This is a genomic window from Micromonospora sp. ATLC20 (assembly GCF_057196585.1).
In genome coordinates this window covers 1-18731 of sequence record NZ_JBXUOV010000114.1, presented here as the reverse complement: position 1 = coordinate 18731, position 18731 = coordinate 1, and the positions used below count along the sequence as shown (strand labels likewise).

20 protein-coding genes are annotated in these 18731 nt (G+C 72.6%); 13 read left to right on the top strand and 7 right to left on the bottom strand.

The window, feature by feature from the left end; translation table 11 throughout:
- Together AC2CHG_RS21495 and AC2CHG_RS21490 are read left to right on the top strand one after the other, a co-directional pair.
- Nucleotides 1–1083, top strand: a 1083-nt coding sequence (locus tag AC2CHG_RS21495) for an aminotransferase class I/II-fold pyridoxal phosphate-dependent enzyme (protein WP_484525427.1), incomplete at its 5' end; no start/stop codon positions are given.
- Between the two features lie 80 nt (nt 1084–1163).
- Entirely contained in the window at nt 1164–1865 is a 702-nt protein-coding gene (locus AC2CHG_RS21490) for a UdgX family uracil-DNA binding protein (RefSeq protein ID WP_262013588.1), read from the top strand.
- Here the strand turns inward: AC2CHG_RS21490 and AC2CHG_RS21485 are convergent.
- Nucleotides 1855–2202, bottom strand: a complete 348-nt coding sequence (locus AC2CHG_RS21485) for a nuclear transport factor 2 family protein (RefSeq protein WP_262013587.1) — start codon at nt 2200–2202, stop codon at nt 1855–1857. The genes AC2CHG_RS21490 and AC2CHG_RS21485 overlap by 11 nt on opposite strands.
- A gap of 44 nt (nt 2203–2246) precedes the next feature.
- Complete coding sequence (locus AC2CHG_RS21480) at nt 2247–2903, bottom strand: 4a-hydroxytetrahydrobiopterin dehydratase (RefSeq protein WP_484525426.1); 657 nt, start codon at nt 2901–2903, stop codon at nt 2247–2249.
- Nucleotides 2904–3051: 148 nt separating this feature from the next.
- Between AC2CHG_RS21480 and AC2CHG_RS21475 the strand changes: the two genes are divergently transcribed.
- From AC2CHG_RS21475 to rny, 8 genes are all read left to right on the top strand, one after another.
- Entirely contained in the window at nt 3052–3516 is a 465-nt protein-coding gene (locus AC2CHG_RS21475; RefSeq protein ID WP_484525425.1) for a hypothetical protein, read from the top strand.
- A 20-nt stretch (nt 3517–3536) separates the two neighbouring features.
- Complete coding sequence (locus tag AC2CHG_RS21470; RefSeq protein ID WP_262013585.1) at nt 3537–4679, top strand: acyl-CoA dehydrogenase family protein; 1143 nt, start codon at nt 3537–3539, stop codon at nt 4677–4679.
- Nucleotides 4680–4748: 69 nt separating this feature from the next.
- The gene (locus AC2CHG_RS21465; RefSeq protein ID WP_355507043.1) at nt 4749–6047 is read left to right on the top strand and encodes an MFS transporter; all 1299 of its coding nucleotides are present in this window, start codon (nt 4749–4751) and stop codon (nt 6045–6047) included.
- Between the two features lie 4 nt (nt 6048–6051).
- On the top strand, nt 6052–6252 hold the full coding sequence (locus AC2CHG_RS21460) for a DUF3046 domain-containing protein (RefSeq protein ID WP_030504158.1): 201 nt from the start codon (nt 6052–6054) through the stop codon (nt 6250–6252).
- A gap of 185 nt (nt 6253–6437) precedes the next feature.
- Nucleotides 6438–7487 (top strand): recombinase RecA, encoded by a 1050-nt coding sequence (gene recA / locus AC2CHG_RS21455; RefSeq protein ID WP_013284729.1) that lies wholly within the window; start codon nt 6438–6440, stop codon nt 7485–7487.
- An 11-nt stretch (nt 7488–7498) separates the two neighbouring features.
- Nucleotides 7499–8191: a regulatory protein RecX gene (locus AC2CHG_RS21450; RefSeq protein WP_355507047.1), complete on the top strand. Its 693-nt coding sequence runs from the start codon at nt 7499–7501 to the stop codon at nt 8189–8191.
- Between the two features lie 52 nt (nt 8192–8243).
- On the top strand, nt 8244–8948 hold the full coding sequence (locus AC2CHG_RS21445) for a 3-keto-5-aminohexanoate cleavage protein (RefSeq protein WP_484525424.1): 705 nt from the start codon (nt 8244–8246) through the stop codon (nt 8946–8948).
- A gap of 901 nt (nt 8949–9849) precedes the next feature.
- Nucleotides 9850–11616, top strand: coding sequence for a ribonuclease Y (rny, locus tag AC2CHG_RS21440; protein ID WP_484525423.1), 1767 nt, complete (start codon nt 9850–9852; stop codon nt 11614–11616).
- Between the two features lie 78 nt (nt 11617–11694).
- Here rny and AC2CHG_RS21435 read toward each other — a convergent pair whose 3' ends face one another.
- The 4 genes from AC2CHG_RS21435 to AC2CHG_RS21420 form a co-directional block, all read right to left on the bottom strand.
- Nucleotides 11695–12570: an amino acid ABC transporter permease gene (locus tag AC2CHG_RS21435; RefSeq protein ID WP_366620854.1), complete on the bottom strand. Its 876-nt coding sequence runs from the start codon at nt 12568–12570 to the stop codon at nt 11695–11697.
- Entirely contained in the window at nt 12567–13223 is a 657-nt protein-coding gene (locus AC2CHG_RS21430) for an amino acid ABC transporter permease (protein ID WP_194802967.1), read from the bottom strand. Before AC2CHG_RS21430 ends, AC2CHG_RS21435 begins: the two co-directional genes overlap by 4 nt.
- Before the next feature lie 78 nt (nt 13224–13301).
- Complete coding sequence (locus tag AC2CHG_RS21425; RefSeq protein ID WP_013284736.1) at nt 13302–14237, bottom strand: glutamate ABC transporter substrate-binding protein; 936 nt, start codon at nt 14235–14237, stop codon at nt 13302–13304.
- A 50-nt stretch (nt 14238–14287) separates the two neighbouring features.
- Nucleotides 14288–15043 carry an amino acid ABC transporter ATP-binding protein gene (locus AC2CHG_RS21420; RefSeq protein ID WP_366620851.1) on the bottom strand — a complete coding sequence of 252 codons (756 nt, stop codon included), beginning with the start codon at nt 15041–15043 and terminating at the stop codon, nt 14288–14290.
- 199 nt (nt 15044–15242) lie between these two features.
- On the opposite strand from AC2CHG_RS21420, the gene selD reads away from it, so the two are divergent.
- A complete protein-coding gene (gene selD / locus AC2CHG_RS21415; protein ID WP_262013579.1) occupies nt 15243–16232 on the top strand; it encodes a selenide, water dikinase SelD in 990 nt (329 codons plus the stop codon).
- A 213-nt stretch (nt 16233–16445) separates the two neighbouring features.
- Nucleotides 16446–16925, top strand: coding sequence for a hypothetical protein (locus tag AC2CHG_RS21410; RefSeq protein ID WP_018785973.1), 480 nt, complete (start codon nt 16446–16448; stop codon nt 16923–16925).
- Nucleotides 16926–17003: 78 nt separating this feature from the next.
- Here AC2CHG_RS21410 and AC2CHG_RS21405 read toward each other — a convergent pair whose 3' ends face one another.
- Entirely contained in the window at nt 17004–17231 is a 228-nt protein-coding gene (locus AC2CHG_RS21405) for a DUF2277 family protein (RefSeq protein ID WP_013284740.1), read from the bottom strand.
- 52 nt (nt 17232–17283) lie between these two features.
- Between AC2CHG_RS21405 and miaB the strand changes: the two genes are divergently transcribed.
- Nucleotides 17284–18731: tRNA (N6-isopentenyl adenosine(37)-C2)-methylthiotransferase MiaB (gene miaB, locus AC2CHG_RS21400; protein WP_484525422.1), on the top strand; the 1448-nt coding region annotated here is incomplete at its 3' end.

Genomic DNA, 18731 nt, shown 5'->3' with positions numbered 1-18731 from the left:
GCGTTGCTGCCCCCGCCGCTGCCCGGCGGCCGTGACCTCTCCGCCGGCCAGCCCGACCCCCGGCTGCTGCCCCCGCTCGGCCCGCACCTGGCAGCGCTCGCCACTGAGATCGGACCCCCCGGTGGGTACGCGACCGACGCCGTGCTGCCCGAGCTGGCCGCCCTGGCCCGGGACCGGCTCGCCGCCGATCGCGTGCCGGCCGCCGAGCTGACCGTCACCGGCGGCGCGCTCGACGGCATCGAACGGCTGCTCGCCGCCCACCTGCGCCCCGGCGACGCGGTGGCGGTGGAGGACCCGGGCTGGGCCAACCTGCTCGACCTGATCGCCGCGCTCGGGCTGCGTACCGTCGGGGTGCCGGTGGACGACGAGGGCCCCACCGTCGGCGGCGTCCGGGCGGCGCTCACCGCCGGAGTCCGGGCGCTCGTGGTGACCAGCCGGGCGCAGAACCCGACCGGCGCCGCCGTCTCCGCCGACCGGGCCGGCGCGCTGCGGACGCTGCTCGCCGGCCGGGCCGACCTGCTGCTGATCGAGGACGACCACGCCGCCGAGCTGGCCCGCGTACCCCTGCACCCGCTCGCCGGGGCGACCCCGGCGTGGGCCTTCGTCCGGTCGGTGAGCAAGCCCTACGGGCCCGACCTGCGGCTCGCGGTGCTGACCGGCGACGAGGCCACAGTGGCCCGGGTGGCCGGGCGGGCGCGGGTCGGCGCCGGCTGGGTCTCCACGGTGCTGCAACGCCTGGTCGTGTCGCTGTGGCGCGACCCGGCCACCGCCGAGCTGGTCCGGCGCGCGGCGGACAGCTACGACAGGCGGCGCGACGGGCTGGTGGCCGCGCTCGCCGCGCGCGGGACGGTCGCGCACGGGCGTACCGGGATCAACGTCTGGGTGCCGGTGCCCGACGAGACGGTGGCGATCACGACGTTGCGCGACGCCGGGTGGTCGCTCGCCCCCGGCGGCCTGTACCGGATCGCCGCCGCCCCCGCCGTGCGCGTCTCGGTGAGCGCGCTGGACGAGGCCGACATCCCGGCGCTCGCCGACGCCCTCACCGCGGGAAGGAAGGGCCCCCTCCTAACGCATTCGGTATAGGAAGGGCCCCTTCTCAACACCTCCGGACAGCGCGGCGGGCCGCTCGCGTGCGCACCGCCGGACGGGGTAGAACGATCGGCATGGCCGAGACCGAGAGCGCACCCGGAGCACAGGAGTTCATCCCGCCGTCGGCGGACACCATCGACGAACTACGCGCCGCGGCGGGCGACTGCCGGGGCTGTGAGCTGTACCGGGAGGCCACCCAGACCGTCTTCGGCCGCGGCGACGAGCACGCGCGGGTGGTCTTCGTCGGCGAGCAGCCGGGCGACATCGAGGACCAGAAAGGGCTGCCGTTCGTCGGGCCGGCCGGGCGGCTGCTGCGCAAGGCCGTCGACGACGCGGCGCTCGACCCCGCCCAGATCTACCTGACGAACGCCGTGAAGCACTTCCGCTTCGAGCTGCGCGGCAGGCGGCGCATCCACCAGACCCCGGACCGCGTGCACGTCACCGCTTGCCGGCCTTGGCTGGTCGCCGAGTTCGCCCGGCTGCGTCCGGAGATCGTGGTGGTGCTCGGCGCCACCGCCGCCAAGGCGCTGCTCGGCCCGAGCTTCCGGGTGACGAAGCAGCGCGGCGAGCTGCTGCCCTGGCCCGCCGCCGCGCAGCACCCGGAGGACTTCGAGCGCGTGCCGGTCGACCGGACGGGCGCTGTCGCCGACGCCCCGGCGGCCCGGCTGCTCGCCACCATCCATCCGTCCGCGGTGCTGCGCGCCGACAACCAGGACGTGGCGTACGAGGGCCTGGTCGCCGACCTGAAGGTGGCCGCCAAGGCGCTCAAGAAGTGATCTTGCCGAACACGTCCTTGGCGACGATTCGCCCGTCCCGGACCCGGTAGACGTCCAGCCCGCGAAGCACGGTGCCGTCCTCGGCCGGCGGCCAGGCCCACTCGCAGACGGCGCGGTCGCCGGTGGCCCAGACCGCGCCGTCTGCCGGACCGTCGCCGGGACCGAGCTGCCCGGCGAAGACCTCGGCCACCGCCGCCCGGCCCCGTACCGTGCCGGCCGGCCCGTCCCAGGCGTTCGGGCAGTAGGTGACGTCCTCGGCCAGGCAGGCCGACACCGCGGCCAGGTCACCCCGCAGCCAGGCCGCGTTGAACTCCTCGATCAGCGCGTGTGCGTCCACATCGGGCACGCTAGCGCCGGGCCGCGCGCGCCGCTGCCCCGGTCTCAGGGGCGCTGCTGCCAGGTGCAGAGGCAGACCCGGTTGCCGTCCGGGTCGGCGAGCACCCAGAAGCTCGGCGCCTCCGCGTCGCTGACCAGCGTCCCGCCCGCCGCCAGCGCCGCCGCGATGCGCGCGTCCACCTCGGCCGGGTCGACCCACACGTCCGGGTGCCACCGCTGCCGGGGCTCGTCGAGGCCGGAGCGCTGGAACCAGACCGTCGGCAGCACGCCGTCCGGGTCGCGTACCTCGTCGTCGTCCGGGCCCCGGCCGTCCGGCGACTGCCAGGTCAGGACCGCCCGCCAGAACGGCAGGACCGCCGCGTGCTCCGGGGTGTCCAGCGCGAGTTCCAGGCGGGCCAGCCCGGCGGCCGACAGGGTCAGCCCGGCGTCCGCGGCCAGGGCCGCGATCGTCCGGGCCAGCCGCAGGTCACGCTGCGTCACCCCACCCGCGTCGTGCGACCACAGCCGCACGTCCACGTGGGTGTAGCGCAGGTCCAGATCGGGATGATGATCGACCCGCTCGGCCTCCGCGCCCACCGCGGCCACCAGCGCCAGTCCGGCCGCGAAATCGGGGGTACGGATGCGCGTCTGCAACGCCCCCAGCAGGTACGTCCACCCGTCCAGCCCGGCCTCGGCGACCTGCTTCCCCGTGAGTGTGCTCATCCGGCCATCCTGGCGTGCCTTCCACCCAGCCGCCACCATCCACAGGGGATTGGCGGACGGCACACAGGGGTACGGCCCCGGTATGGCCGACTCCCGACCTCGCGTGTCGCTGCTCCGGCTGGGTGCTCCGGGCCCCTACGTGGTGTCCATGCTGATCTTCGGAGTCGCCTGGCTGCCGGTCCGGCTCTGGGTGGATCGGGACGAACCTCTGCCGACCGCGGTGCTCGGGGCTGGCCTGAACGCCGTGATTTGGGGGGTTCTGTACCTCTTCCTCATGGGCCGGCTGGGGGCGGCGCGCGGCGCCGACGCGGAGCGGGCCGCCGCCTGGGCGGTCACCGAGACCGCGCTGCGCCGGGGCGAGCCGCCCGCCGACGAGGCGGGGCGCGCGGCGGTGGCGGACAACCTCGCCGCGATACGCCGGGGAGCGCTGTTCGGAGCGGTCGGCGGTGTGGTGCTGCTCGGCCCGCTGATCGTGCTCGCGATCCGCGCCGGGTGGAAGTTCGCCGCGGTCGGGTTCGGGATCGTCCTGGTGGCGATCCTGGCCGAGGCCGTCCGCACCGGCCGCCGGGAGCGCCGGCTGCGAGCGGCACTGGCCCCTGTCCGGGGCGGCTGAGCGGTGCCAGACTTGCCGACATGGAGCAGCATCTCTACGAGCCCGTCCACGACGAGTTCCGCGACCTGTGCCGCCGGTTCCTGACCCGGGAGGCGGTGCCGCACCACGAACGCTGGGAGGCCGACGGGATCGTCGACCGGGAGGTCTGGCGGTCCGCCGGCGCGGCCGGGCTGCTCGGCCCGGACGTCGACCCCGAGTACGGCGGCGGCGGGCAGCGCGACTTCCGGTTCAACGCGGTGCTGGACGAGGAGATCGTCGCGTCCGGGTGCTCGGGTCTGGGGTTCGGCCTGCACAACGACGTGGTCGCGCCGTACCTGACCGAGCTGACCACCGGCGACCAGCGCAAGCGGTGGTTGCCGGGCTTCTGCTCCGGCGACCTGGTCACCGCGATCGCGATGAGCGAGCCGGGCGCGGGCAGCGACCTGGCCGGCATCCGCACCAGCGCGGTCCGCGACGGCGACAGCCTGGTCCTCAACGGGCAGAAGACGTTCATCACGAACGGTGAGATGGCCGACCTGGTGGTCGTGGTGGTCAAGACCGCGCCCGAGCAGGGCGCGCACGGGGTGAGCCTGGTCGTGGTGGAGAGCGGCACGCCGGGCTTCAGCCGGGGCCGCCGCCTGGCGAAGGTCGGATTGAAGGCCAACGACACCGCCGAGCTGTTCTTCGACGACTGCCGGGTGCCGGCGGAGAACCTGATCGGCACCGAGAACCACGGCTTCTACCACCTGATGGCCAACCTGCCCCGGGAACGGCTCAGCATCGCCGTGGCAGCGGTGGCGGCCTGCGAGAAGCTGCTCGCGCTCACCATCGAGTACGCCCGCTCCCGGGAGGCGTTCGGCCGGCCGATCGGCCGGTTCCAGCACAACCGGTTCCTGCTGGCCGAGCTGGACACCGAGGTCACCATCGCGCGGACCTTCGTCAACCACTGCATCGCCGAGTTCAACGCCGGCCGCCTGTCGGTGACCGACGCCGCGAAGGCCAAGTGGTGGACCACCGAGTTGCAGACCAAGGTCGCCGACCGGTGCGTGCAGTTGCACGGCGGCTACGGCTTCATGGCGGAGTACCCGGTGGCCAAGGCGTGGCTGGACAGCCGGGTGCAGACCATCTACGGCGGCACCACCGAGATCATGAAGGAGATCATCGGCCGGGGCCTCGGCCTGTAGCGAAACCGGGTGCCGGCCGGGCGGGCCGGTGCGGGAGGATGGGGCACCCGTCCCCACCAGGAGCGCCGCATGTCCACCGACCTGACCGCGCCGGCCCCGCCCCGGCCCGACGTCGCCGGCATCCAGCGGCGTACCGTCCGGCTGCTCTTCCTCACCCAGATCATCGGCGGCATCGGCGTCACCATCGGCATCTCGGTCGGCGCGTTGCTCGCCGCCCGGGTCGCCGGTACCGCCCTGGCCGGGCTGGCGCAGAGCGCCGGGGTGGTCGGCGCCGCGCTGCTCGCCATCCCGGTCACCCGGCTCATGACCGCGCGTGGCCGGCGGCCGGGGCTGGTCCTCGCGTACGCGGTCGGCGCGGTCGGCGGCGTGCTGGTGGTGGTCGCCACCGCGACGCGCCTGGTGCCGCTGCTCTTCGTCGGCATGCTGCTGTTCGGCGGCGGCACGGCGGCCAACCTCCAGGCCCGCTACACGGCGGTGGACCTGGCCGAGCCGCACCGCCGGGGACGGCAGCTCTCGCTGGTCGTGTGGGCCACCACCATCGGCGCGGTGGCCGCGCCGAACTTCGCCGCGCTCGCCGACGAGACCACCCGTGGCTGGGGCCTGCCGGCGCTGGCCGGCCCGTTCGCCTTCAGCGCCGTCGCGTTCACGCTCACCGCCGTCGTACTCCTGGTCCTGCTCCGGCCGGACCCGCTGCTCACCGCGCGCCGGCTGACGGCGGCCGAGCCGGCGGCGGGCGCCGCACCGGCTGTCGCCCGCCGCGGTGGCATGGCCGCCGCGTGGCGCACGGTACGCGGGCGGCCGGCCGCCCGCCTCGGCATCGCCGCTGTCGCGGTGGGGCACCTGGTGATGGTCGCGGTGATGTCGATGACCCCGGTGCACCTCGGCGAGTGGCACTCCGACGCGGACGTCCTGCCGGTGGTCGGCCTGGTGCTGAGCCTGCACATCGCCGGCATGTACGCGCTGTCGCCGGTGGTGGGGTGGCTCACCGACCGGTTCGGCCGGCGGCCGGTGATCCTCGGCGGGGTCGCGCTGCTGCTGGCCGCGTGCGCGGTCTCCGGCACCGCGGGGCACAGCACACCGCTGCTGTCGGTGGGGCTGACGCTGCTCGGGCTGGGCTGGTCGGGCACGATGGTGGCGGGCTCGACGCTGCTGTCGGAGTCGGTGCCCACCGCCGACCGGCCCGGCGTGCAGGGCCTGTCCGATCTGCTCATGGGGCTGGCCGGGGCGGGTGCGGCGGCGGCGAGCGGGTTCGTCATGCGGGCCGTGGGGTACCCGACGCTCACCCTGCTGGCGGCGATCGCGGTGGTGCCGCTGGTGGCGCTGGCACTGCGCCGTACCGGCACGGCACCACTCGACGAGGAGGACTGAACACGTGCGGCTGACCGACTTCTGGACGCGGCTGGAGGAGGCGTTCGGGCCCGGCTACGCGGCCAGCATCGCCAGGGACCAGGTGCTGTCCCAGCTCGGCGGGCGGACCATCGAGCAGGCGCTCGCGGCCGGTGAGCAAACGCACGTGGTCTGGCGTGCCGTGGTCGCCGCGTATCCCGACCGGGTGCCCGCCCGACTACGCTGAGCAGCCTTTTCATCGATCCCGCGTGTCGCTTGCCCAGTCGTACACCTGTTCGGCTATTGTCCACAGCGGGGTGCTCGTCCACAGCTCACGGCCCGTCGGCTGGTTTTCTGTCGGACCCAGCGCCTAGCGTGTCCCGCGTGACGCGAAGCTCAGGAAAGACGCCGGCGAAGGCAGGGGTGGCAACGATGGCAGCAGGGCCTGACCGGGAGAAGGCGCTCGACCTTGCTCTCGCTCAGATCGACAAGCAATTCGGCAAGGGTTCGGTGATGCGGCTGGGGGAGCGGCCCGTCGTGCAGACGGCTGTCATCCCGACCGGCTCCATCGCGCTCGACGTGGCGCTCGGCGTGGGCGGTCTGCCCCGCGGCCGGGTGGTCGAGATCTACGGTCCGGAGTCCAGCGGTAAGACCACCGTCGCGCTGCACGCGGTGGCGAACGCCCAGCGGGCCGGTGGCATCGCCGCGTTCATCGACGCGGAGCACGCGCTCGACCCGGAGTACGCACGGGCCCTCGGCGTCGACACCGACGCCCTGCTGGTCTCCCAGCCGGACACCGGCGAGCAGGCGCTGGAGATCGCCGACATGCTGGTGCGCTCCGGCGCGATCGACATCATCGTGATCGACTCGGTGGCGGCCCTGGTGCCGCGCGCCGAGATCGAGGGCGAGATGGGCGACAGCCACGTCGGTCTCCAGGCCCGGCTGATGAGCCAGGCGCTGCGGAAGATCACCGGTGTGCTCAACAACACCGGCACCACCGCGATCTTCATCAACCAGCTCCGCGAGAAGATCGGCGTGATGTTCGGCAGCCCGGAGACCACCACCGGTGGCCGGGCGCTGAAGTTCTACGCCTCGGTCCGGCTCGACGTGCGCCGCATCGAGAGCCTCAAGGACGGCACCGACGTGGTCGGTAACCGCACCCGGGTCAAGGTCGTGAAGAACAAGGTCGCCGCGCCGTTCAAGCAGGCCGAGTTCGACATCATGTACGGCAAGGGCATCTCCCGCGAGGGCTCGCTGATCGACGTCGGCGTGGAGCAGGCGATCATCCGCAAGTCCGGCGCCTGGTACACCTACGACGGTGACCAGCTCGGCCAGGGCAAGGAGAAGGCCCGCGAGTTCCTCCGCGAGAACCCGGACGTGGCGGCCGAGATCGAGAAGAAGATCCTGGAGAAGCTCGGCGTCGGCACCGGTGGTGCCGGTGACGCCGCCGGTGGCCCGGAACTGCCGCCGGTCGACTTCTGATCCGCTGACCCGTGGCAGGACGACGCGCCCGTACGGGCCGGGGCTGGGATGCCGGCCCACCCCGTACGGGCGACGCCACAGGTACGCCCCGGCCTCGCCGGGGACGCCGTGATCGCGCGGCGGAGCCCGATGCAGGGGAGGCTCCGGCTCCGCCGCGCGACGAGGCCGAGGTGGCCCGGGAGATCTGCCTGCGGCAGCTCGCGGTGCGCCCGCGCACCCGGGCCGAGCTGGCCGGCGCGCTGGCCCGGCGCGGCATCTCCGAGGAGGTCGCCGAGCAGGTCCTCGACCGGTACGACGAGGTCGGCATCGTCGACGACGCCGCCTTCGCCCGCGCCTGGGTGAGCAGCCGGCACAACGGCCGCGGGCTGGCCCGCCGGGCGCTCGCCAACGAGCTGCGCCAGCGCGGCGTCGACGGCGAGGTGGCCGGCGCGGCACTGGACGGGCTGGACGACGAGACCGAGGCGCAGACCGCCCGTGCCCTGGTGGACCGCAAGCTGCGCACCGCCAGGGGCGAGCCGGACGCGGTGTTCCGGCGCCTGGTCGGCATGCTGGCGCGCAAGGGCTACCCGGCCGGGGTGGCGATCCGGGCGGTGAAGGACGCGCTCGCCGCGCAGAGCGCCGAGGCGGCCGAGTTCGCCGAGCACATCGACGCGGACGCGCTGGCCGACGCCGAGCACGACCTCGACTCCCGCCGACTCGACTGACCGACCGGCGGCCGGTGTCGCGGCCGCCGTCCCGAGGGGGAGGCGCACACCCGTGCTGAAGGCGTGTCTCAACGGCACCCGACGGCGGGACGAGCACCCCGCCGTGCCGCTCACCCCGGCCGAACTGGCCGCCGACGCGGTGCGCTGCGCGGCCGCCGGGGTGGCGGCGGTGCACGTGCACCCGCGCGACGAGGCCGGAGCCGAGTCGCTCGACCCGGCGGTGATCGCCGCTGCGGTCACCGCCATCCGGGCCGCCCGTCCCGGCCTGCCGGTCGGCGTGAGCACCGGCGCCTGGATCGTCCCCGACCCGGCCGTGCGGGTCGCCGCCGTCCGCGCCTGGACGGTGCTGCCCGACTTCGCCTCGGTCAACGCCCACGAACCCGGGGCGGCCGAGGTCGCCGCCGCCCTGCACGAGCGCGGCGTGATGGTCGAGGCCGGCCTGTGGACGCCGGCGGCGGTCGACGCCTGGCGCGGCTGGTCCACGCCCGCCGGGCGGGTCCTCGTCGAGTGCATGGCCGAGCAGGTCGAGACGGCTCTCGCCGACGCGGCGTCGATCCTCGCCGCGCTGCCCGACGGGCACCCGCCGGTGCTGCTGCACGGCGAGGGCCCGGCCACCTGGCCGGTGTACGCGGAGGCGGTCCGGCGGGGTCTGCACACCCGGATCGGCCTTGAGGACACGCTGCTGCTGCCCGACGGCACCCAGACCCCCGACAACGCCACCCTGGTAACCACAGCCCGCACCACCGCCGCTCCCTGACCCACCCCGCCCGGCCCACCCACCCGGCCCACCCCGCCCGGTCCCGCTCCCGCCCCCGCCCGCTCCCGCCCGCCCCCGCCCGCCCCCGCCCGCTCCAGCCCGGTCGATCATGAAGTTGACGGCACCTCCCGTCCGTTTTGTCCAGGCCAACTTCATGATCACGCCCGTCAACCTCATGATCGTGCGGGGAGGGGGGAGGGGGTGCCCTCACGTGCCTGCGACGGGCCGGGTGGCCCAGCGCGGTGATCAAGGGGTTTGTGTCACCCGAGGGCCCGTGGAGTGACGCCAACTCCTTGATCGTGTGGGCGAGTGGCGGGCGGCGTCGATGGGGGAGGGGGCCTGAGCAGGTCGGGAGCGGCGAGCAGCGGCGCCGGAGGGCGGGGTTTGTCCGGGCCTGTCCGGCATCTGATCACCACTGAGTGACGCCGCAACTTCTCTCCGTCCGGGTGGTTTGATCATGACTCCTTGACCGAACGGCCCCTCGCGACCTAGCCTCGCCATACAGGCTCACTTTGCCCGACCAGCGCAGGCTAAGCGCACAACATAGATCTCGTAACAGAACAGCATCACTTTGGCCAGCTACACCGGCCCTTGACGGAAGCTCCGGAACCTTTCGCAGCCTCCGACAACTGCAACCGGCCGCCAGCGGTGCCCCATGAGGGACACCGCCGACGGAAAGCTGCCCACAGCCAGCCGCTCCGGTCGGGCGTCCAGAGCCGCAGGCGCGTGTCCTTCGCGCGTGTCCTGCGGCGCCGACGTTTCAGGGGGAGGCGGCCATGGCAGGGCGGCACAGGTTCACCGGCGGTCTGCCACACGGCCCCGAACCCGCATCGGCGGGCGACAACCCGGCTACCGGGCATCGGCGGGCGAGTGTGCCCGCGTACCGGTGCGGAGCGGCTCGATGAGCGCCTTCGACATCGTCCTCCTCCTGGTCGTGCTGCTGCTGGTCGTGGTGGTGGTCGGCGCCGTGCTGTTCGGCGTGCGTACCCTCAAGCGGCTCAGCCTGGCGCCCGCGCCGGAGGACCCGGCGTTCATCGCGGAGAAGGACCGGCAGGAACAGTCCCTCGCGGCGTTGCGGACGGCCGCCGACGAGGTGAACAGCACCATCGACGTGGCGAAGTCCGCTGCCTCCGCGGCACGGGCCGAGGCGGCCGCCGCCAAGGCGGAGGCGAAGGCGGCCCGGGCCGAGGCGCGGCGGGTGCTCGACGACGCCCGCGCCGAGGCCGACACGGTGCTGGAGCGCGCGCACAAGCAGGCCGAGGCGGACGCCGAGCAGTTGCGCGCCACCGCACGGCGCAGCGGCGAGCGGGAGGTGGCGGTGCTGGCCGCCACCACCCGGGAGCAGGCGGCCGAGGTGGAACGCCGCGCCGCCCGGATGGACGAGCGGGAGCGGCTGCACACCGAGGAGGTGGAGCGGCTGGCCGAGCGGGAACGGCAGCTCACCGCCGCCACCGCGGCGCTGGCCGCCCGGGAGGCCGCCCTGGCCGAGCGCGAGCGGGTGCTGACCGAGGTGGAGGAGCAGCGCCGCCGGGAGCTGGAGCGGGTGGCCGGCCTGACCGCCGACGCGGCCCGCGCCGAGCTTGTCGAGTCGATCGAGGGGCAGGCGAAGCGGGAGGCCGCGCTGCTGGTCCGGGAGATCGAGGCGGACGCCCGGGGCAGCGCCGAGCAGCGTGCCCGCAACATCGTCGTGGACGCCATCCAGCGGGTCGCCAGCGAGCAGACCGCGGAGAGCGTGGTCAGCGTGCTGCACCTGCCCGGCGACGAGATGAAGGGGCGCATCATCGGCCGCGAGGGGCGCAACATCCGCGCCTTCGAGTCGGTCACCGGCGTCAACCTGATCATCGACGACACGCCCGAGGCGGTGCTGCTGTCCTGCTTCGACCCGGTACGCCGCGAGGTCGGCCGGGTCACGCTGGAGAAGCTGGTGCTGGACGGCCGGATCCACCCGCACCGGATCGAGGAGGTCTACGACCTGGCCCGGCAGGAGGTGGAGGAGCTGTGCCTCCGGGCCGCCGAGGACGCGCTGGTCGAGGTCGGCATCACCGAGATTCACCCGGAGCTGGTCACGCTGCTGGGCCGGTTGCGCTACCGCACGTCGTACGGGCAGAACGTGCTCAAGCACCTGGTGGAGACCGCGCACATCGCCGGGGTGATGGCCGCCGAGCTGCGGCTGGACGTGCCGACGATCAAGCGGTGCGCGTTCCTGCACGACATCGGCAAGGCGCTCACCCACGAGGTCGAGGGCAGCCACGCGATCATCGGCGCGGACGTGGCCCGCAAGTACGGCGAGAGCGAGGACGTGGTGCACGCCATCGAGGCGCACCACAACGAGGTGCCGCCGCAGACCATCGAGGCGGTGCTGACCCAGGCGTCTGATGCCTGCTCGGGCGGGCGGCCGGGTGCGCGGCGGGAGAGCCTCGAGGCGTACGTCAAGCGGCTGGAGCGGATCGAGGAGATCGCGGCCGGCAAGCTGGGCGTGGAGAAGGTCTTCGCCATGCAGGCGGGCCGGGAGATCCGGGTGATGGTCAAGCCGGACGACGTTGACGACATCGGCGCGGCGGTGCTGGCCCGGGACGTGGCCAAGCAGATCGAGGAGGAGCTGACCTACCCGGGTCAGATCCGGGTGACAGTGGTGCGCGAGTCGCGGGTCACCGAGATCGCCCGCTGAGCGGCGGGCGGACAACGGAGAACGGGCGGGTGGGGTTCTCCCCACCCGCCCGTTCCGTGTCCGTCGGACGACGTCAGCTCAGAGCGACGTGGCGCCGGTGCCACCGTCGGTCTGCGTGGCCGCCACCGGCTTGGCCGCGGTGCGCGGCAGCCGGGTCAGTCGCTTCTGCAACCACCAGGCCAGCACCGACAGCAGGCCGCAGATGCTGATGTAGATGGCCGCGACGATCAGGTACGTCGGCACGTACGGCAGACCGAACGCCAGCCGGCCGCCGATCTGCTTGCCCACGAAGAGCAGCTCCGGGTACGTGATGATGAAGCCGAGCGCGGTGTCCTTGAGCAGGACGACGAGCTGGCTCACGATCGCCGGGAGCATCGACCGGAACGCCTGCGGCAGCAGGATCAGCCGCAGCACCTGGTTCTTGCGCATGCCGATCGCGTACGCGCCCTCGGACTGCCCGTACGGCACGGCGTTGATGCCGGCGCGGAAGATCTCCGCCAGCACCGAGCCGTTGTAGAGCGTCAACCCGATGACCAGCGCCCAGAACTTGTCGATCGGCCAGCCGTACTGCAACGGCACGTAGTAGCCGAAGAAGATCAGGATCAGCAGCGGGATGGCCCGGAACAGCTCCACCACGAACGTGGCGGGAGCGCGGAACAGCACCTTGTCGCTGAGCCGGGCGCTGGCGAAGAACGCGCCGAACAGCAGCGCCAGCACGGTGGCGACGGCGGCGACCTTCAGCGTGGCCCAGAGGCCGTTCAGCAGTTCCCGCTGCACGGCCGCGTACTGGAACTGCTCCCACTTGCGGGCCTCGAACTGGCCGGTCTCGTTGAACTTGTAGACCACGAACGCGATCAGCGCCACGATCGCCGCGATCGAGACGATGCCGAGGATCCGGTTGCGCATCCGGGCCTTCGGGCCGGGGATGTCGTAGAGGACGCTGCTGCTGCTCATCGGGCCACCGCCCACTTGCGCTCGAGGATCCGCTGGAGCACCACCAGCGGGATGATCAGGATGAGGAAGCCGATCACGATCCAGGTGAGCACGATGAACTGCGGCTCACCCCGTTCCGACATGTACGCCGGGATGGCGCCGGCTTCCAGCACGGAGAAGCCGGCGGCGATCGTGGTGTTCTTCAGCATGGCGATGAGCACGCTCATCATGGGCGGGACCATGGCCCGCAGCGCCTGCGGCAGCACGATCAGCGTCAGCACCTGGGCGAACGTCATGCCCAGCGCGCGGGCCGCCTCGGCCTGGCCGGTGGCGACGGTGTTCACGCCGGAGCGGACCACCTCGCAGATGAACGCCGAGGTGTACGCGATCAGCGCGATGCAGGCGCTGTTGAAGTAGTCGATGTTGACGTCCAGCTTCGGCACCGCGAAGACGAGGAACGCGAACACCAGCGTCAGGGGAGTGTTGCGCACCAGGTTGACGTAGGTGGCGCCGAACGCCCGCAGCGCGGGCACCGGGGACACCCGCATCGCGCCGAGCAGCATGCCGAGGACGAGACTGCCGACGCCGGCGATCAGGAACAGCTTGACGGTGTTGAAGAACCCCTCGCGGAACAGGCTCGCGTTGTCCGTCAGGACGCGGAAGAACTCGCCCATACCTCGCTCTCACTCTCTCCAGACGGGACCGGGCGGGGAGGAGGACCTCCCCGCCCGGTCCGACGTCGGTGCGGACCGTCAGTACCGCTCGAGCTGCGGCGGGGTGGCCGGCGAGCCGGACTTGCCGAGCGTGCCGTCGTAGATCTTCTTCCAGGTGCCGTCGGTGAACGCCGCCTCGATCTGGTCGTTCACGTAGTCACGCAGCGCCTTGTCGTCCTTGGGCAGGCCGATGCCGTACTTCTCGGTGCTGAACGGCTGGCCGACGACCTTGAGCTCGTCCGGGTTCTGCGCGGCGTAGCCCTTGAGGATGGCGTCGTCGGTGGTCACCGCGTCGACCTTCTTGTCGAGCAGCTGCGAGACGCACTCCGAGTAGGTCTTGAACTCGACGATGTTCTCGCCCTCGGTCAGGCCCTCGTCGCGGATCTTCTGGATCGGCGTGGAGCCGGTGGCCGAGCAGACCTTCTTGCCCTTGAGCGTGTCCTTGCCGGTGATCGACGACTCGTCCTTGCGGACCAGCAGGTCCTGGCCGGCGACGAAGTACGGGCCGGCGAAGGAGACGTCGTTCTTGCGCTTGTCCGTGATCGAGTACGTGCCGACGTAGTAGTCGATCTCGCCACCCTTGATCGCGGTCTCCCGGTTGGCGGACGCGATCTCCTTGTACTCGATCTTCGCCGGGTCGACGCCGAGCGTGCTGGCGACGTACTGGGCGATCTCGATGTCGAAGCCGCACCGCTTGCCCTGGGCGTCCTTGTAGCCGAGGTTCGGCTGGTCGAACTTGACGCCGATGACGACCTTGCCGGCCGACTTGATCTTCTCGAAGGCCGGGCTGCCGGCGACGTTGGCGTCCGTCTTCGGGGTGAAGGTCACGCCCGAGCTGCTGCAGTTGTCGCCCTGCGCCCCACCGCTGGCGTTGCCGCCGCCGCTGGGAGCCGGGTTCCCCTCCTTGCCACAGGCAGCCGCGGAAAGGGCGAGCGAGGCCATCATGGCCACCGCCGCCACGCGCTTGTAACGCATACACATCTCCTTCTTCGACGGAGCCGACGGGACGACTCCACTACGGACGCTCAGTGGGTGAGGATCTTGGAGAGGAAGTCCTTGGCCCGCTCGCTGCGCGGGTTCGCGAAGAACTCAGCCGGCGGCGCGTCCTCGACCAGCTTGCCGTCGGCCATGAAGATGACCCGGTTCGCCGCGTGCCGGGCGAAGCCCATCTCGTGGGTCACCACGACCATGGTCATGCCCTCGCTCGCCAGCGACGTCATCACGTCGAGCACCTCGCCGACCATCTCCGGGTCCAGCGCGCTGGTGGGCTCGTCGAACAGCATCGCCTTGGGCTGCATGGCCAGCGCGCGGGCGATCGCCGCCCGCTGCTGCTGACCGCCGGAGAGCTGTGCCGGGTACTTGTCCGCCTGGTTGGCGATGCCGACGCGGTCCAGCAGGGCCAGGCCGCGCTCGCGGGCGGCGGCCGGCTTCTCCTTGCGGACCTTGACCGGCCCCAGGGCGACGTTCTCCAGGATGGTCTTGTGCGCGAAGAGGTTGAACGACTGGAACACCATGCCGACCTCACTGCGCAGCTTGGCCAGGGGCTTGCCCTCGGCCGGCAGCGGCTGCCCGTCGAACGTGATGGTGCCGGAGTCGATGGGCTCCAGCCGGTTGATGGTGCGGCACAGCGTCGACTTGCCGGAGCCGGACGGGCCGATCACGACGACCACCTCGCCCCGGCCGACGGAGAGGGACACGTCGTCGAGCACGTGCAGCGGCCCGAACCACTTGTTGACCCCGTCGAGCACGATCAGCGGGTCGCCCGTCGTCACGTCGTCCACCGTCCCTGTCGTCCATGGCGGAATTCGGGGGTCGGTCGACCCCCGGTTGGGCAACTGTAGGCGGGGTGATGTGGCAGAACGCAACTCAGATGGTCACGGAGCGGTAACACCGGTCACCTGCATACCGGCCCGTCCGAATTTCGTCACAGTCCGGGTGGGCCGACTGGCGCCGAAGCCGCAGGCCGGAGATCATGAGGCGATGACCGACGCGATCCGGCTGACCGACTACGCCCGCGGTGGCGGCTGCGCCTGCAAGATCCCACCGGGCGAGCTGGAGGCGATGGTCGCCGGGCTCGGCGCCACCGGCGGCTCGGCCGACCTGCTGGTCGGCCTGGAGAACGGCGACGACGCCGCGGTGGTCCGGCTGGACGAGCGTACGGGTCTGGTGTGCACCGCCGACTTCTTCACCCCGGTGGTCGACGACGCCTACGACTGGGGGCGCATCGCCGCCGCCAACGCGCTCTCCGACGTGTACGCGATGGGCGGTACCCCGCTCGTCGCGCTCAACCTGCTCTGCTGGCCGCGCGGGGTGCTGCCGCCGGAGATGGCCCGCGAGGTGCTGCGCGGTGGTCTGGACGTGGCCCGGGAGGCGAACTGCCACCTGGCCGGCGGGCACAGCGTGGACGACGACGGCCCGAAGTACGGCCTGGCGGTCACCGGCGTGGTCCGGCCGGAGGAGCTGATCACGCTCGACGCCGGGCGGGCCGGGCTGCCGCTGTCGCTGACCAAGCCGCTCGGTGTGGGCGTGCTCAACACCCGGCACAAGCAGACCGGGCAGCGCTTCCCCGAGGCGGTCGAGTCGATGGTCCGGCTCAACCGGGACGCGGCCCGCGCGGCGGTGGCCGCGGGCATCCGCTGCGGCACCGACGTGACCGGCTTCGGCCTGCTCGGGCACGCCTCGAAGCTGGCCCGCGCGAGCCGCCTGACGGTGGCGATCGACGCGGCGGCGGTGCCGTATCTGACGGGCGCGCGGGAGGCGCTGCGCGACGGGTACGTCAGCGGCGGCACCCGGCGCAACCTGGAGTGGGTCACCCCGTGGACGGACTTCGGCGGCGCGGACGAGGGGGAGCGGCTGCTGCTCGCCGACGCGCAGACCTCGGGCGGCCTGCTGGTCGCCGGTGAGGTGCCGGGCGGCACGGTGATCGGTGAGCTGCTGCCCGCGTCGGAGCACCTGATCCGGGTGCGCTGAGCCGCCGGATCCACGGCGCGGCCAGCCGCCGCCGGGGCACCGTACCCGATAAACTGTCATCTTCCAGCTACTCTGGGCAACGTCGCCCGAGGGAATTTTGCCCGGAATGGTCACAGACCGGTAACTTGCGCCCGGCTGAGGTCAAATGCACCCCACCATCGTCATTAAGGCCCGATCCGGAGGCCGGTGGAACGAGCGCAGCGAGGAGGCGGCATGACCGAGCTGTGGAACTGGAGAATCGACGGCGGCGAGCCGGTGGAGGTCTACCCGGCACTGGCCGAGGCGCTCGGCCGGGTGGTGATGCCCATGGCCGTCGCCGACCCGATGCGGCTCCCCGCGTACGCGGTGGTCTGCGACGTGTGGGAGGCGCCCGGGCTGTACGGCACCGTGGTCGACTGTTACGGCGTGCCCGAGAGCCTGACCGAGCTGCCCGCGATCGCGGCGCTGGCCCGGCTGCTGGGCCGCAACTGCCTGACGCGGGACGACACGCTCGACGCCGGCCGGCACCTGCTGGTCGCGCCGGACGGCACGATCCGGCCGGTGCACTTCGACGTGGCCGACACCGACGACGGCGAGGTGCTCAGCCACCACCGGCTCTGCACCGTCGCCGACGCGCGCTGCCGGGGCTGGTCACAGTGCCACCGCTCCCGCTGGGCGCCGGACACGGTCGCCCCGGCGCTCGCCGCCGCCTGAGCGCGGGCGCCGGCGCGCGCCCATGAGCGGTGCTCGCCGCCGTGCCCCCACCGGCGGCGAGCGGTGGCGGTCCCGGGCTCAGCCCCGGGCCGCCGGCTGCTGCCCCCGCACCACGAGCTGGTCGAGCAGCGTCGCCGTGGCGGCGGCCACGGCGTCCACCGCGGCGTCGAACGCGGCCGCGTTGTGCGCCGCCGGGGTTCGGAATCCGGAGATCTTCCGGACGTACTGCAACGCGGCGGCGCGGATGTCCTCCTCGGTCACCACCGGGACGTACGGCTCACGCAGGGTCTTGATGCTCCGGCACACGGCTCCTCCTCGTTCGATCCGATCGGCTCCACCCGGATACGCTGTCCGGGTCATGACTACCGCAGCCGCGGGCAGCCCGCGCACCTACCAGGTGCGTACGTACGGCTGCCAGATGAACGTGCACGACTCCGAGCGCATCTCCGGCCTCCTCGAGGACGCCGGGTACGTGCGCGCCGCGGAGGCCGACGAGCAGCCCGACGTGGTGGTGTTCAACACCTGCGCGGTCCGGGAGAACGCCGACAACCGGCTCTACGGCAACCTGGGTCATCTGCGCCCCGTGAAGGCGAAGCACCCCGGGATGCAGATCGCCGTCGGCGGCTGCCTCGCCCAGAAGGACCGCGGCGACATCGTCCGCAAGGCGCCCTGGGTGGACGTCGTCTTCGGCACGCACAACATCGGCTCGCTGCCGGCGCTGCTGGACCGGGCGCGGCACAACGCCGCGGCCGAGGTCGAGATCCTGGAGTCGCTGGAGGTCTTCCCCTCCACGCTGCCGACCCGGCGCGAGTCGACGTACGCCGGGTGGGTCTCGATCTCCGTCGGCTGCAACAACACCTGCACGTTCTGCATCGTGCCCTCCCTGCGCGGCAAGGAGAAGGACCGCCGCCCCGGCGACATCCTCTCCGAGGTCCGCGCGCTGGCCGACTCCGGCGTGCTGGAGGTGACGCTGCTCGGGCAGAACGTCAACTCGTACGGCGTCGAGTTCGGCGACCGGTACGCCTTCGGCAAGCTGCTGCGCGCCTGCGGCGACATCGACGGGCTGGAGCGGGTGCGGTTCACCAGCCCGCATCCGAAGGACTTCACCGACGACGTGATCGCCGCGATGGCCGAGACGCCCAACGTCTGCCACTCGCTGCACATGCCGTTGCAGTCCGGCTCCGACGACGTGCTGCGCGCGATGCGCCGCTCGTACCGGTCGGAGCGCTACCTGGGGATCATCGAGAAGGTCCGGGCGGCGATGCCGGACGCGGCGATCACCACCGACATCATCGTCGGCTTCCCCGGCGAGACCGAGGCCGATTTCGTCCGCACCCTCGACGTGGTGCGGGAGGCGCGGTTCTCCTCGGCGTTCACGTTCCAGTACTCCAAGCGCCCCGGCACCCCGGCCGCGACCATGGACGGCCAACTGCCCAAGCAGGTCGTGCAGGAGCGCTACGAGCGGCTGATCGCCTGCGTCGAGGAGATCACCTGGGCGGAGAACAAGAAGCTCGTCGGCGAGACCGTCGAGGTGCTGGTGGCGGTGGGTGAGGGCCGCAAGGACGAGCGCACCGGCCGGATGTCCGGCCGGGCCCGCGACGGTCGGCTCGTGCACTTCGCCACCGGTGAGCTGGCCGGAAAGATCCGCCCCGGCGACATCGTGCACACAGTCGTCACGTACGCCGCCCCGCACCACCTGAACGCCGACGGCGCGCCGCTGGCGCACCGGCGCACCCGGGCCGGGGACGCGGCCGAGGCGGGACAGGTTCCGCGTACCCCCGGGGTGCTGCTCGGCCTGCCGACGGT

Excerpts from the sequence above, each read along its gene's own strand:
- AC2CHG_RS21430 (WP_194802967.1), bottom strand. The coding sequence starts at position 13,223 with ATGGGCGAGTTCTTCCGCGTCCTGACGGACAACGCGAGCCTGTTCCGC.
- selD (WP_262013579.1), top strand. The coding sequence starts at position 15,243 with ATGACCGACGCGATCCGGCTGACCGACTACGCCCGCGGTGGCGGCTGC.
- recA (WP_013284729.1), top strand. The coding sequence starts at position 6,438 with ATGGCAGCAGGGCCTGACCGGGAGAAGGCGCTCGACCTTGCTCTCGCT.
- rny (WP_484525423.1), top strand. The coding sequence starts at position 9,850 with ATGAGCGCCTTCGACATCGTCCTCCTCCTGGTCGTGCTGCTGCTGGTC.
- AC2CHG_RS21470 (WP_262013585.1), top strand. The coding sequence starts at position 3,537 with ATGGAGCAGCATCTCTACGAGCCCGTCCACGACGAGTTCCGCGACCTG.
- AC2CHG_RS21490 (WP_262013588.1), top strand. The coding sequence starts at position 1,164 with ATGGCCGAGACCGAGAGCGCACCCGGAGCACAGGAGTTCATCCCGCCG.
- AC2CHG_RS21465 (WP_355507043.1), top strand. The coding sequence starts at position 4,749 with ATGTCCACCGACCTGACCGCGCCGGCCCCGCCCCGGCCCGACGTCGCC.
- AC2CHG_RS21435 (WP_366620854.1), bottom strand. The coding sequence starts at position 12,570 with ATGAGCAGCAGCAGCGTCCTCTACGACATCCCCGGCCCGAAGGCCCGG.
- AC2CHG_RS21480 (WP_484525426.1), bottom strand. The coding sequence starts at position 2,903 with ATGAGCACACTCACGGGGAAGCAGGTCGCCGAGGCCGGGCTGGACGGG.
- AC2CHG_RS21475 (WP_484525425.1), top strand. The coding sequence starts at position 3,052 with ATGCTGATCTTCGGAGTCGCCTGGCTGCCGGTCCGGCTCTGGGTGGAT.
- AC2CHG_RS21410 (WP_018785973.1), top strand. The coding sequence starts at position 16,446 with ATGACCGAGCTGTGGAACTGGAGAATCGACGGCGGCGAGCCGGTGGAG.
- AC2CHG_RS21425 (WP_013284736.1), bottom strand. The coding sequence starts at position 14,237 with ATGCGTTACAAGCGCGTGGCGGCGGTGGCCATGATGGCCTCGCTCGCC.